Genomic DNA, 13833 nt, shown 5'->3' with positions numbered 1-13833 from the left:
GCGAAGAAACTCTGACTGAAACATCGACAACGATGGAGATCAATATTCTCGCATTGTGAATAACAGCCACAAGACATGCAGCAAAAAAACATGAACATGAGCGGGGAAGAGTAACCTCAAAATGCTGAATTTCAACCCTCGAACCGGTTATCCGTCTTACCTGCCAACCCGCGCAGAAAGTGGTCCAGAGAGATGTTGCTGGGTTGTTCGCGAAGGGCTTTCAGCAGACGCTCCTGGTCACCAAATATAACCTGATCGTAACGAGGCTCCCGGTCAGAGCCTCGAATCACAGACTGGACGCCTGCCGGCCTCGAAGACTCGGGCGCGACCTGGCCTGCCAAATGTCGCAAATGAGTGGCGAAGTGGGTTCGTTGAGGAACGCTCAGAGCTGCCCAGTCAAGTGCTGCCAATCCGGTCTGGATAATCTCTACGGTGTCGTCGTCCATCGTGCGCCCAATCAGCGCAAAGCAGGCCGCCAATGCTTCATTACGAAGCATTGGCGGCAATGACGGATCAGAGACAAGATCATCGAATTCGACAACGGCCTGCCGAACCCGGGTCCCAAGGTCGGCTTTTGATGGCGTGGGTTCGTTAGCGGGCTTTGCTGTCGGTCTACCCTGCTCCGATCTACGAACGGCCTTGTACCAATAGGCTGCAATTCCGGATTTTCTGGGTGGCAGTTGTTCCAACCTTATCTTCACCCTGTCCGCCAGCGAGTGAAACTGCCGGCAGGACGGGTCTGACTGAGCCAGCAAAGCCACCGGGCGCTGGGTGATCACTGATTGGCGCAGTGTCTCGTCACGCCAGATGGCGCCCAGATAATGTGGCCGCACGCTCACGTGACGCTGCAATGCCGCTGCAAAGCGCTGGAATATCGATTGTGCCTGACTGGCACCGTGAGCCATGTTAACCAGCACACTCGGGGTACGCCGGTAGCCTTGCCGCTGCAACACCTTGATTAGCGAAAATGCATCGGTTAGAGAAGCAGGGTCGGGAGTTACCACGACACAGGCCATGGCAGCAGAGGCAATCATGTGAAGAACAACTGGCTGCAAGCCAGCGGCAGTATCAATGAGAACATAATCGTAACGGCGTTCCAGTGCAGCAAGGCTCTTAAGCAAATCAAGACTGCCCGCAACACCCATGTCCATGCAGCGCTGCACCCCCGATGCCCCTGGAATCACATGTAGCCCCAGAGGCGCCTCCATGATGATTTCATCAAGTGTGCATTCCCGGCGAAGTACGTGTTCCAGAGTGTGTTTCGGATACTGACCCAGCATGATGGCAACATTGGCAAGATCCAAGTCTCCGTCGAGCAGCAGCACTCTGTGGCCCTCGCGCGTAAGGGCCAGCGCAAGATTGATGGCAACAGAGGTTTTACCAACACCACCTTTACCGCCGGTGACGGCAATGACCCTGGGCTGGGCTGAAATACCCCTCGAATCCGTCATCGGCCTCTCTTTGATACTGACTTCAAAACCACGGTCATAGGAATAGAACAGACTAATCTACGAATTTAAGTCTACCGCGAACATGCAAGACAATATAGCCAGCGAGACGACACTTCGGGTACATTCGTTGTGTTTTTGACAATATTCTGCGTGGCAATATCAGGTAGATGACACGGAATAAGTCCTATTAACGGGTTTTCGTTTGCCACAATCTGAGACTCAAATCGGACTTTAATTCATTCAGAATTTAGTGAAATTTTCAACAGCCTGCATTTGTTTACTGGAATTGATTGTTAAAATCTTAACATTATGGTAATGATCGATGAATTGTAAGACATATATGACCGGTAATTCCATGCAGATATCGCCCAACACAGAGTTACCCAGCCTCCCCGAAGTCACACTCAGGGCGCTGGAAGCGTGTCGAAAGGAAGACAGCTACCGTCATATCAGCGATATCATCTCGGCCGACACGGCACTCACGGCGCAAGTACTGGCCATGGCTAATTCATCAGTCTACGGCCGGTCGGGAGAAATTCGCTCGGTTGAGCAAGCACTGCTCCGGCTTGGCACTGAACGTTTACGCACCCTGATTCTCACTGCATCACTCCGGCAGTTGATGTTCGATCTTGGTGCAGACCAGTGGCAGCAACTTCGTGATTTCTGGCGCCACTCTCTCACCACCGCACTGACCGCCAAAACCCTCGCCACGCTTACCCGCTACCCCTCGGCGGACGAAGCCTTTATGTTGGGAATGCTCCATAACATTGGCGAACTGATTGCTCTGAAAATGACTCCAGATGATATTCAACAGGAGTATCTCGCTCACCAGGCAGAGATCGCAGCGCAGCTTGCTCAGGCTTGGGGGTTGGGGCAGATGGCAGTAGATGCCATGCGTTATCAAAAGGCTCCGGCGTCGGAAATCCGTGATGCGGCCCATCTGGTCAAGCTGATTAATCTGTCAACACGGCTGGCTCAGTCCGATGCGGCCGGTATTGCTGCCGCAGGTACCATTTTCAGTTTTAGTGAAGATCTCACCCGAGAATTATCACTGCGCATCAATCATGAAGTGGCTGCCCTCGCGGAATCGTTGGGTGTTGTCCTTGAACATACCTATGACGGCCACAAGGCAAGCCAGACATTGCGCAATACCGTTATTCGCCAGACCATGACCGACCAGGCTCTCAGCCTGGCCAACGGTTCAAGCCCGGTACTCGTCAGCACAGTGATCAACCTCACTCTATTAACAGGTTGCCCCAGCCTGTTTTTCAGAGTCGACGATGACATTTTGATCCTGGCATCAGACAGTCAAGGTGAACCGCCCGACATGACGATTGTTGCCACTTCCACAGGCAGTGTGCTGACGCAAAGCTTCAGGGATCAAAAAGCTGTGCTGCTGGCTGACCGCTCGCCCAACGTGCTCGACAAACAATTAATGGCGCTACTCAATACATCCTCTCTGATGGCTGTTCCGGTGCTGTCCGAAGACGGCTGTCAGGGCGTTTTTGTGATTGGCACCGATGCCGTAAACATGGCGTCAACGCTGGAACTGGCTGAAATGTTCTGCGCGCGATTATCACATCTGCTTGCGAGCGGAGAGGCGAAAAATCAGGACGATGTGACAGGAGGGGATATTGACCAGGCCCTTGCCCGAGACAATATACGACGTCACATTCATGAGATCAGCAATCCCTTAACCATCATTCGGCAGTACATTTTTCAACTGCGAGGCCGGCTTGAAAATGAGCAGGTCCGGGAACAACTGGATATTATCCGGGAAGAGCTTGAGCGCGCTGGCAATCTGTTAGTGCAGATGGGTGAGAGCCAAGAGCCCAACCCGAACACCGACGAGCCGACAAACCTTAATCGCGAGTTGAGAGCCCTGCACAACCTGTTTCAGGATAGTCTGTTCGGGGACGGCGATATTGATTGCGATCTGATTTTGAGCGAAGAATCAACAGATCTGGCTGCTGGCCGGGCGCCGGTGCGCCAGGTGATTCTTAACCTGATCCGAAACGCGGTCGAGTGCATGCCGGATGGGGGGAAGCTCAGGCTTGAAAGCGCCTCGCCCGTCTGGCAACAAGGCCGGCAATGGATCGAAATGCTGATCGAAGACAACGGCCCGGGTTTACCGAAAGCCATTCAAAGTAGCCTGTTCAAGCCTGTACAATCCAGTAAGGGCGTGACCCACAGCGGACTCGGGCTGAGCATTGTCAAACAACTCATCGATGACATGGAGGGCATCATTGGGTATCGCACGGGGAGCTCTGGCACCAGTTTCAGGATTCTCCTGCCTGCGGCATCCGATTCCAGCAAAGGTCCGACATAAATCATGGGCAGCGCGCGATGACACGGCAATCGATCCACTCGCCAGTGACTGACACTACCGTGGCCAGGATACTCGTCGCCGATGACGACCCGAGGCTGCTGAGCAGTCTCTCCTCGCTGCTGGAACAACAGGGTTATCTTGTTACCTCGGCGCTGGGTGGAAGAGAAGCCTGCAGACAGCTGAACACGCGCACCTTTGATCTCGCCATGCTCGACCTGAGAATGCCTGAATTAGACGGCTTTGAGGTTATTGCCCATGCCGCAAAGGTTCAGCCCAAATGCGGCATTATCGTAGTGAGCGGAGAGAATTCATTCAGTTCTGTCAGTCGTGCGCTGCGCAGAGGAGCTCAAGGTTACATCAAGAAACCCTTTGACCCGGACGAAATGCTTACCACGCTGGAAGCTGCATTGGGCAAACAGTCGCTGGTCAGAGCTCATACCGATGTGCAACAGCGACTTGAAAAGTCCGAAGCATTGCACCGTTACATCGTCAACAACTCCCCAGACATTGTTTTCATGCTTGATGACAAGGGGCGCTTCTGTTTCATCAACAGCAAGATTAAATCGTTGTTGGGCTACAACAGTGAAGAGCTCAACGGAAAGCATTTCCGGCACCTACTTGACGAACAGGATATTGCTCGCGGCACCCATGCCTTTCGGGATCCAAGCATTACACCCGAAAATCCCCGCACCTTCGAAGTGAAACTCAAAACCCGGGGCAGCCAAAAGGCCAATCGGTATTTTGAAATCACTGCGTTTCCGATTGATCACGAAACCTTGCCTCTGGGGGCCAATTTCAATGCCAGCACCTCTGGTCCCAAGGCGCGGTTTTACGGCACCGCAAGAGACGTGACTGAACGCCAGGAAGCAGAAGCCTTCATAAATTTCCAGGCCTACCATGATTTGCTCACCCGCTTGCCCAACCGGGCACTGTTTACCGACCGGTTGAGCCTTGCCATCACCCAGGCGGGTCGCAGCAAACAAAAACTCGCAGTCATGTTTCTGGACTTGGACCGGTTCAAAGTGATTAACGATACGCTGGGTCACGCCATGGGTGACGTTTTGTTGCAAATGGTCACCCAGCGTCTGGAGCATTGCCTCCGTAAAGGTGACACTCTCTCACGGTTTGGCGGTGACGAGTTCACACTGTTGCTGCCCGCCATTAACAACAGTAACGATGCCCGGCGTATTGCCAAGAAACTGATTGATGCGCTCAAAGCACCCTTCCAATTGGGCGAACACGAGGTATTTGTCGGAGTTAGTATCGGTATCTCCCTTTACCCGGAGGCCGGCACCTCACTGGATCAGCTGATCCAGAACGCAGATATCGCCATGTATCACGTAAAGGCCAGGGGCAAGGATGGCTACCGTTTTTACAGCGAATCCATGAACATCGACACCGCCAACCGTCTTAGCCTGGAAAGGGATCTCAGACAGGCTCTCGAGAACAACGAACTGCGGGTTTACTACCAGCCTCAAGTTTGCGCCAAAAGCGGGCGCATTGTGGGACTGGAGGCGCTGGTTCGCTGGCAGCACCCGGATCGAGGATTGCTCTACCCCAAGGATTTTCTGCCATTAGCCGAAGAAACCAAACTGATTGTAGCGCTTAGCGAGCAGGTACTGGCCCAGGCCTGCCGGCAGGTCAAAGAATGGATACTTGATGGCAACAGGGATCTTAGGTTGGCAGTAAACATGTCGCCGATTCAGGTAGAGCACCCTAAATTTGTCGAAAGCCTGATCAGGCAGCTCAAAAATGAAGAGTTTCCAGCCAACCATCTGGAAATCGAAATTACCGAAAATGTCATTATGAATGACCTTAAGCAGATCAGCCAGAAGCTCCGACAACTGGCCGATCATGGGGTCCGCATTGCGATCGATGATTTCGGTACCGGCTATTCTTCGCTGAACTACCTTCATCAGTTGCCTATCCACACGTTGAAAGTAGATCAGTCGTTTGTTCGCGGAATTGGAAATGGAGAAGACGACGCCTGCATCGTTAACGCTATCGTGGCCATGGCCCACGGCCTGAAGTTGGACATTATCGCGGAAGGCGTAGAAACAGATACGCAATTAGCTTACCTGAGAGGGCTTGGCTGCCAGCAGATACAGGGCTTCCTCTATGGTCCCGCTCAGCCCCCCGAAGCCATTTCAAGGATGTTGGATGATCAGCGAGTAAAAGCCGTCGTCTGACGAATGTCCCATGAACGTGGTAAAAAAAGCTGTCTCCTCCCCCGTCAGTGGCATCCACTCATCCGAGACCTTAGGCCACTTGAACCTCTCCTTCTTGCTATACAGATCCACGGAATTGAACTATAAATAATGATAGCTGCAGAAACTGTACATAAACTGCACAGCCCGTCAATGGGCTAAACCCATATTCGGTATGTCGCAGGGAGAACAACATGGCTCGGAAAATTTCACGAAGGGCATTGCTGCAGGGAACCGTGCTCGGTTCCGGTGCCATGGTGCTAGGCGCACCGGCTGCTTTTGCCCAAGCGGAGGAAAAAGTTATTCGTTGCGGTGTGGTGACTTCGCTTTCCGGGGACAACCGGTTTGGTGGCAATCTTACCCGCCGGGGATACGACTTGTGGGCGGAGGAAATCAACAAACTCGGTGGAATAGAGATAGCGGGTCAGCGCTATCCTGTGAAAATGTTTTATGGTGATGCGCAATCACGTCCGGCCTCGGGTGCTGACGCTGCGGTGCGGTTGATTATTCAGGACAAGGTTGATGTGCTGTTTGGGCCCTACACGTCGGGCGTAACGCTGGCGGTTCAGCCAATCAGTGCGAAATACCAGGTGCCAATGATCTCAGGCTCGGCAGAGTCCCCCAATGTCTGGCTGTCGAAGCCGGCTTTCAACTTCGGCATGATACCGGCTGTGGACCTTACGTCTGGTGATTCGATCAAGGTACTTGCCGAGAGCCTGGGTTCACAGGCGAAATCAGCTGCAGTGATTGGTGTCGATGAGCCCTTTTCCAAAGAAACGGCCGAAGGCTTTCGCAACGGCGTGCAAGAAACGGGTCTGGAGCTGAAGCGTTTCGAGCTGTTCCCGGCCAATGCGGACCTTACGCCCGTTATCTCCAAGCTCAAGGCTGACAATCCTGACATTGTCGCCGTTGGCGGCCATGAAAGTGTCTTTATAAATTTCGTCAATGCGGCGGTGTCACTCGATTACAAGCCTAAAGCACTCATCATGCATTATGGCGTGACCTCAGCAGCCTTCATTAGTCAGTTGGGTGAAAAGGCCAACGGCGTGCTCGGAGTGTCCGTGTGGACGGCGGGGCTGCCTTACCGTGATGATTTGTTCGGCACCGCCAGCGACTATTCCGATCTTTCGTTTGCGCGGTGGGGTACCCGCCCTGACTATACCGAGGCAGGGTGCTCCGCCAGTGGTCTGGTGCTCCAGGACGCGGCCCGTCGGCTTGGCAAGGCACCGCCCTGGGATCAGAAAACCCGGGTGGAGTTGACGAAAGCCATTGAAGACACCGACATTGAAACCTTCTATGGCCCTGTCGCTTTTGCGAAAGAGGGGGACCACTTCCACAACAATATCAAGCCAGTACCCGTTGTCGTTCAGATCAAGGACGGCAAGGTTGTACCCGTTGCCCCAAGCGGTGCATCGGAGGGAGAGCTGCTATACCCCATGTCCGGTGCGACCTGACCGAACCGATATGTGGTAGTGCAAGACGGCACGCTCTCTGGATACGATAGGAGAGTGCCGTCTAAGGAAGCAGTAAACACCCTTCAGGAGCGGCGCCTTGGACCTATTTCTGCAAACCATCGTTAATGGGGTATTGATAGGCGGGATATTGATCTGCCTGACCATTGGCTTCCAGCTGACGTTCGGCGTGTTGCATGTCATCGACTTCGCGGTCGGTGGGTGGGTGATGTTGGGTGGCTATGCCGCGTACTGGTTAGTGGCGTTGGCCGGTATTGATCCGTTCATCAGCATTTTTTTTGTGTTCGTTTTGTTTGCCCTTATTGGCCGGGCTGTAGGGCCTTTAATTTATCACGTGCGAACCAGTCGTTACGCCCGCCCGGATCTGATGGCCCTCGCCTTTACCTTTGGCCTGTTCCTGTTGATGCGCGGTGGCGCGCTCTGGCTGTGGTCCTATAACAGCCGAAACGTCGAATCGATATTTTCCGGCGAATTTTTAACTCTCGGGCCTGTCACCATTCCCCTGTTGCGCCTGAGTGCCTTTTTAATGGCTATTGTCATCAGCCTCGGGGTTTTCCTGCTTCTCTACCGAACCCGTTTCGGCATGGCGGTCCGGGCGGTTGCTCAAAACCGGGACCATGCCGGGTTGATGGGTGTCAACGTAAAGCGGGTTTCGGCCTACGTTTATGGGCTCTATACCGGAATAACGGCCTCGGCGGGCGTACTGATCGCCACGATTTACTCTGTAAACCCCTCCGTCGGCGTGCGTTATACCTTGTTCGCCTTCTTTGTTGCGGTGCTGGCTGGGCTTGGGTCCGTGGGGGGCGTGCTGATTGCGGGGCTCGCCCTCGGGCTAATGGAATCTGTCGTGTCTACCTATATCGGCACCCGCTATTCATTGCTGGTTGTATTCGGAGTGCTGTTTCTGGTTCTACTGGTCGCGCCAAAGGGGGTTCTTGGACGTGGCATCTAATCCTGGCCAAGTTCGTGGTTATTTAATTCGATTTGCAGCCGTTGCGGTCGGTCTGCTGGCACTGGCGGTGGTTCCCGCCTTTATCGATCCATACAGCCTGCGCATTGTCACCGGGGCGTTGATGTGGGCCGGTTTGGCTTGCGCCTGGAATATTGTCGGCGGTTACGCCGGCTACATAAGCTTCGGCCATTCCGCCTTTTTTGGCATTGGTGCTTACACAACGGCAATACTCATGCAGCCTGGCATCGGGATGCCATTTCTGGCGACCCTACTGCCCAGCGTTGTTTTTGCAATGATTGTGGCCGCTATCATTGGTGGCCCCACGATGCGCTTGCGTGGTGCCTACTTTGCCATCGCGACCTGGGCCTTTGCGGAGATGTTGATTCAGCTGGCCACCGTACTGGATATAACCGGTGGTACTAGCGGCCTTTCGTTACCGGCCTATCTGAACGAATTTTTCTTTTACTACACGATGCTGGCGGCAGCTGCCGCCAGCTTTCTCGGTGTCTGGTATCTGATTGAGTACACCCGCTTCGGATTCCGTCTCAAGGCATTGCGTGACCATGAGCCTGCGGCTGAGGCTATGGGTATCCGTACCAACCTGGTGAAGGTGCAGGCGTTCGCCCTCTCGGCCGCGATCACCGCGCTGTTTGGCAGTGTGTTCGCCTATTGGACGACCTATATTGATCCACAGTCAGTGTTGGGGCCAGACATTACGGACCAAATGGTGGTCATGGTTTTGTTGGGTGGGCTGGGCACCATTTGGGGGCCTGCTTTGGGCGCGGTTGTGCTGTGGATGACCAACCGCTATATCTGGTCTACTTTCGGAGATACTGTGGTGTACCTTCCTATCCTCGGGTTGATCATTGCGATGGTGGTGCTCTTCCTGCCCAATGGATTGATTAGTCTCATTGTTGGGCGTCGGCGTGGGCGTGAACTGATTTCGCGTATTCTTCGCAAGTTCTAGGAGTGGAATTATGTCGTCCCCTGCAATTAAGACATCCGCCACGGATAAATCACCTCTGGTCCTGGAGTCAGTCGTCAAACGTTTCGGCGGCGTTACCGCGGTCAATGGCGTCAGTCTGGTGGCAGCACCGGGTGAGGTTGTTGGTGTAATCGGGCCCAATGGTAGCGGCAAGTCCACATTGTTCAGCTTGGCGGCAGGCGGGCAGCCAGCGGATGAAGGGCGCATTTGGCTTGATGGTGTTGATGTTACGGGTCAGCCTACCTGGCGTATCGCTCGCTCGGGCATAGGGCGGACATTTCAAATTCCCTCTCTGTTCGACAACATGAGCGTGCGTGAAAACTTGTTGGCCGCGGCTGTCGAGGGTGACTGGAAAGGCGCGCCAGGCAGGGCAAAGGAAGTAGCGGAGATGCTTCAAATCACGCCGGTTATCAATAATCTGGCCTCGGAGCTGTCTGGCGGGCAGCAGAAGCTTCTAGAGTTTGGCCGGGTATGCATGCGCGACCCGAAAGTGATTTTGCTTGATGAGGTCACCGCGGGTGTTCATCCAAATATCCGTCGCATTATTCTGGAAGCCATACGGCGTCTTCGCGAAACGGGCATAACCTTCCTGATTATCGAGCACGATATGGAAATGGTGAGTGAGATATGTGACCGACTCATTGTTATGAATATGGGTGAGGTCGTGGCCGAAGGCACCTTCGAAGAAATAGCGAGCAACGCCGAGGTTCAGCAGGCCTACTTGGGACGGCAGCCATGAGTGAGGCGCTGACAGTCACCGACCTGACCACCGGTTACGGTAAGCAGGAAATCGTTCATGGTATCTCCATAACGGCCCAGCCTGGCCATATCACCTGCGTGTTTGGCCCCAATGGCAGTGGAAAATCCACGGTGATAAAGGCAATCGCCGGCCTGTTACCGGCCTGGTCAGGAAAGATAACGCTGGGAGACATCGATCTTACTGGGCTTCCTGTCCATGAGGTGGTTCGCAAAGGCATCGTGATGATGCCTCAGGGTGGAGGTGTGTTTCCCCGGTTTTCAGTCATGGAAAATCTGCGGATGGGTGGCTATTCGCTGAAGGATACCCGAGACGTTGAGGATCGCATCGAAACATTGATCGCCGACTACCCGAACCTGCAACGACGCCGTAACGTTGCGGCGGGTTCGCTTTCCGGTGGTGAGCAAATGATGGTGGCAATCGCCCGGGCACTGGTGCCGAATCCAGCCTTCGTGATGCTGGATGAGCCTTCAGCGGGCCTTTCGCCTGCCTTGGTCAATGAGACCATGGACAGAGTGCAGGCTTTACGTGAACGCGGTGTTGGCGTGATCATGATAGAACAGAATATTCGAGAGGCGCTTCCGGTGGCGGACAGTGTTTATATTTTTGCGGGTGGAAAAAATAAGTTTTCTGGCACCAGAGACGATATACGAAGCGACGAGCACCTTATGTCGATTTACATGGGTGTTAGTGATTAGGTTTGCCGAAACACCTTGTCCTCGGGGTCAGGTCTTGCGTTTTGCCTCTCGAATAATCCGGCTTACGCAAGAATAATGCAGTCCAAAGAAATCGCCAATCTGCCTCATGCCGTGTCCGGCAGCGCTTACTGCAAGCGACAGTCACTGGCTTACCATCAATTTATTTACTGGCGCCGGAAGCTGGCTCCGACTGAAGACTGCCTGAAGCAGGTGCAAGATCAAGTGCCTGATTGAGCTGAATTTTTATGGCGTCCAGGCGACATTTAAAATCGCCCGGCCGGCGCTTTTAAATGTTGCTCTTTTTTTATGCTTCACATTTCCAATACGCTTTGCAAGGGAAAATCAGAATAGTCTTGGTATTTGTTTCATTTATACATTGTATAAAAAATTAAAAATTGTTTTATGCAATTCGTAGTGATACTTATAAAAAACGTTCAAGTATTAAAAAAATGACTGGTCCAGCAAGTCGCCGTTGTCGCAACTTTCACGACAGGCGCCCCAGGTCAGTACCCAACATTCAGATTAAGAATCTGATCAGTATCGCAGACCAGCAACGTTGATAAAAACGACAATAGGTGAGCCGAGTGAATAATTATCCAGGAGTTGCTTCACGGCAGCCGTTGTTCAATAGGCACTTCTGCCATCGCTCGGTGCACAAAATCAAAGAACACGCGCTCCGCTTGGGAAAAGCGCGAGTCCTGATGCCATATCAGGTGCAGGTCAATATTGGGAATGCCTTCGTAGGGCGGCAACGGCCACAGCAGGCCACTGTCAATGTCTTGCTGAACGGTGTGCTCCGGCAGGCAGCCAATGCCCCAGCCGCTGCGCACAAAACGCTGGATTTCCGTCAGACTGCTCGACGTGACGACCTTCTCTCCCACCAGTCCTGCATTGGCTCGAAACAGCGCGATGCCCGCCAGGGCGCCAGAAAGCTGGGCGCTGGTGAACGAGACGAACGGTTCGTGGCTGAGGGCCTGCAGCGACAGGTTCTGCTGGCCAAAAAAGCGATGCGCCCGACCACAAAAGAACCGATAGCGCTGATTCACCAGCAGTTGGCTGTTCAAGACCTCTACCGGATGCAGCTGCAGACTCACTCCCACCGTGCCCATTTTCTGCACCATCGACTGAACCACATCATGGCTCGACAGCACGTTAACCTCGCAGGTAATGCGGGGGTGTTGATGATGAAAGCGTTGCAGCACGTCATCAAGAAAGCTGCATTGAATACCGCTGACCAGAAACAGGGTGATCTGCCCGGCCACTTCGGGAGGAGCGTCGCGCACGTTGACGCTGAGCCGCGCCACATTGGCATAGATTTCCAGCGCTTCGCAATAGACCAGTTCGCCTGCTGCAGTCACTCGAAAGCGATGACTGCCACGCTCGATCAGGCTCTGCCCAAGATGCGATTCAAGCCGCTTCAACGCTAGGCTGACCGCCGGCTGCGAAAGGTTCAGGCGCTGCCCAGCACGACTGATACTTTTTTCCTGGACGATACTGACAAAGGTACGCAGCAAGTTCCAGTCAAGCGAGTCGTGTAGAGGCCTCATCCAAGCAAACTCCCGTGGGCGATAGAAACGTCACCTGTCAATTTTGAGAAAGATTACAGCAAGGCGGCGTAGCTGCCAATCACCAGCCACCAGGCTTATTGATCAGTAAAGGAGTACATCGCATGACGACTCACGCTACAAATGTGCCCACTACCCCGCAGATTGATGGCGAACGTCTTTGGTCATCGCTGATGGAGATGGCGCGTATCGGACCATCTCCCAACGGCGGTAGCCGTCGGCTGGCCCTGAGCGATGAGGACCTGGCCGGTCGCCAGCAGCTACTCGACTGGGCCGCATTGCTGGGCTGCGAATGGCAGATGGACCAAGCGGGCAATATGTTCATTTATCGCCTTGGGCGTGACAACGATCTTTCTCCTGTGGCGATTGGCAGCCATCTGGATTCACAGCCGCTGGGCGGGCGTTTTGATGGTGTGCTGGGCGTGCTCGCCGGATTGGAAATCTTTCGCACCCTGAACGACCAGGGCATTACCACCCTCCGGCCGCTGGTGCTGGTGAACTGGACCAACGAGGAAGGCAGCCGCTTTGCCCCGGCAATGGGCGGCAGTGGTGTTTACAGTGAACGGCTGTCGCTGGAGGATTTTCGCGCCGCCGAGGACCGTGATGGTGTCTCTTTGGGCAAAGCGCTCGACCAATCCGGCTATCAAGGCTCTTTGACTCGCCACGATTTGCCACTGGCAGCCTATCTGGAACTGCATATTGAACAGGGCCCGATACTCGAGAAAAAAAACCTGCCGGTGGGCATTGTCAGTGGCGTGCAAGGGTTACGTTGGTACGACATCACATTTACCGGTGATTCCGCTCACGCTGGCCCGACGCCCATGGAGTATCGCCATGACCCATTAATGGCCGCGACGGCCTTTGTGGAAGCCATGCGCAAGAGCGTACTCGACGATGCCGATGGCGCCTCGCGCCTGACCATCGGCGATTTTCGGGTCGCCGAGCCGTCGCGCAATGTGATCCCAGGGGCGGTCACCTTGCAGGTCGATGTGCGTCATACCAAGGAAGCCGCCCTGCAAACGCTTGATGACAGCCTCCGCGCCCATGTAAAGGCGGCCGCGGAACGCGAAGGCGTCAGCGCCAACATCAGTGTGGTGTGGCATATGCCGGTCACCCGCTTTGATGAGGCGCTGGTGAAGGATCTTTCCAGCGCGACGGAGGCGTTGGGCCACGTGCCGTTTTGCATGATGAGCGGCGCCGGTCACGACGCGGTGAATATCAGCTATGTAACGCCGACCGCGATGTTGTTCATACCTTGCCGAGACGGCATCAGCCATAACGAACGTGAATGTGCCGAGCCCGAGCACTGCGCTATCGGTGCACAAGTGTTATGCGATGCGCTATTGCGCACGGCGAATCGCGAGTAACAAAGCAGCTTAGACGAATTCAATGCCTTAATAACCCGGCTCTGCGGAGC

General features: G+C 54.2%; 11 protein-coding genes. 9 read left to right on the top strand and 2 right to left on the bottom strand.

Features of this window, described 5'->3' with window-relative positions:
• Positions 1-131 precede the first annotated feature (131 nt).
• Complete coding sequence (locus MIH18_RS18595; protein WP_249005822.1) at positions 132-1451, bottom strand: AAA family ATPase; 1320 nt, start codon at positions 1449-1451, stop codon at positions 132-134.
• Between the two features lie 355 nt (positions 1452-1806).
• Between MIH18_RS18595 and MIH18_RS18590 the strand changes: the two genes are divergently transcribed.
• The 8 genes from MIH18_RS18590 to MIH18_RS18555 all read left to right on the top strand — a co-directional run bounded on the left by MIH18_RS18590 (position 1807) and on the right by MIH18_RS18555 (position 11085).
• Positions 1807-3780 (top strand): HDOD domain-containing protein, encoded by a 1974-nt coding sequence (locus MIH18_RS18590; RefSeq protein ID WP_249013229.1) that lies wholly within the window; start codon positions 1807-1809, stop codon positions 3778-3780.
• A gap of 17 nt (positions 3781-3797) precedes the next feature.
• Positions 3798-5969 (top strand): EAL domain-containing protein, encoded by a 2172-nt coding sequence (locus MIH18_RS18585; RefSeq protein ID WP_249013228.1) that lies wholly within the window; start codon positions 3798-3800, stop codon positions 5967-5969.
• A 212-nt stretch (positions 5970-6181) separates the two neighbouring features.
• Complete coding sequence (locus tag MIH18_RS18580) at positions 6182-7441, top strand: amino acid ABC transporter substrate-binding protein (RefSeq protein ID WP_249013227.1); 1260 nt, start codon at positions 6182-6184, stop codon at positions 7439-7441.
• Positions 7442-7538: 97 nt separating this feature from the next.
• The gene (locus MIH18_RS18575) at positions 7539-8411 is read left to right on the top strand and encodes a branched-chain amino acid ABC transporter permease (RefSeq protein WP_249005826.1); all 873 of its coding nucleotides are present in this window, start codon (positions 7539-7541) and stop codon (positions 8409-8411) included.
• Positions 8401-9378, top strand: coding sequence for a branched-chain amino acid ABC transporter permease (locus MIH18_RS18570; RefSeq protein WP_249005827.1), 978 nt, complete (start codon positions 8401-8403; stop codon positions 9376-9378). The genes MIH18_RS18575 and MIH18_RS18570 overlap by 11 nt, the downstream gene beginning before the upstream one ends.
• A gap of 10 nt (positions 9379-9388) precedes the next feature.
• Positions 9389-10135: an ABC transporter ATP-binding protein gene (locus MIH18_RS18565; protein WP_249005828.1), complete on the top strand. Its 747-nt coding sequence runs from the start codon at positions 9389-9391 to the stop codon at positions 10133-10135.
• Positions 10132-10851 (top strand): ABC transporter ATP-binding protein, encoded by a 720-nt coding sequence (locus tag MIH18_RS18560; protein WP_249005829.1) that lies wholly within the window; start codon positions 10132-10134, stop codon positions 10849-10851. Before MIH18_RS18565 ends, MIH18_RS18560 begins: the two co-directional genes overlap by 4 nt.
• A gap of 75 nt (positions 10852-10926) precedes the next feature.
• Entirely contained in the window at positions 10927-11085 is a 159-nt protein-coding gene (locus MIH18_RS18555) for a hypothetical protein (protein WP_249005830.1), read from the top strand.
• A gap of 374 nt (positions 11086-11459) precedes the next feature.
• On the opposite strand, the gene MIH18_RS18550 is transcribed toward MIH18_RS18555, so the two are convergent.
• Positions 11460-12398 carry a LysR family transcriptional regulator gene (locus MIH18_RS18550; RefSeq protein ID WP_249005831.1) on the bottom strand — a complete coding sequence of 313 codons (939 nt, stop codon included), beginning with the start codon at positions 12396-12398 and terminating at the stop codon, positions 11460-11462.
• A 122-nt stretch (positions 12399-12520) separates the two neighbouring features.
• On the opposite strand from MIH18_RS18550, the gene MIH18_RS18545 reads away from it, so the two are divergent.
• Positions 12521-13783 carry a Zn-dependent hydrolase gene (locus tag MIH18_RS18545; protein ID WP_249005832.1) on the top strand — a complete coding sequence of 421 codons (1263 nt, stop codon included), beginning with the start codon at positions 12521-12523 and terminating at the stop codon, positions 13781-13783.
• Positions 13784-13833 lie beyond the last annotated feature (50 nt).

Source organism: Marinobacter sp. M3C (assembly GCF_023311895.1).
Classification (GTDB): domain Bacteria; phylum Pseudomonadota; class Gammaproteobacteria; order Pseudomonadales; family Oleiphilaceae; genus Marinobacter.
The sequence above is the reverse complement of the archived record's forward strand: the minus strand, read 5'-3'. Positions and strand labels throughout refer to the sequence as shown.

Bases quoted from the DNA above. Each gene is read 5' to 3' on its own strand.
- MIH18_RS18595 (WP_249005822.1), bottom strand. From the start codon at position 1,451: ATGACGGATTCGAGGGGTATTTCAGCCCAGCCCAGGGTCATTGCCGTC.
- MIH18_RS18590 (WP_249013229.1), top strand. From the start codon at position 1,807: ATGCAGATATCGCCCAACACAGAGTTACCCAGCCTCCCCGAAGTCACA.
- MIH18_RS18585 (WP_249013228.1), top strand. From the start codon at position 3,798: ATGACACGGCAATCGATCCACTCGCCAGTGACTGACACTACCGTGGCC.
- MIH18_RS18580 (WP_249013227.1), top strand. From the start codon at position 6,182: ATGGCTCGGAAAATTTCACGAAGGGCATTGCTGCAGGGAACCGTGCTC.
- MIH18_RS18565 (WP_249005828.1), top strand. From the start codon at position 9,389: ATGTCGTCCCCTGCAATTAAGACATCCGCCACGGATAAATCACCTCTG.
- MIH18_RS18560 (WP_249005829.1), top strand. From the start codon at position 10,132: ATGAGTGAGGCGCTGACAGTCACCGACCTGACCACCGGTTACGGTAAG.
- MIH18_RS18555 (WP_249005830.1), top strand. From the start codon at position 10,927: ATGCAGTCCAAAGAAATCGCCAATCTGCCTCATGCCGTGTCCGGCAGC.
- MIH18_RS18550 (WP_249005831.1), bottom strand. From the start codon at position 12,398: ATGAGGCCTCTACACGACTCGCTTGACTGGAACTTGCTGCGTACCTTT.
- MIH18_RS18545 (WP_249005832.1), top strand. From the start codon at position 12,521: ATGACGACTCACGCTACAAATGTGCCCACTACCCCGCAGATTGATGGC.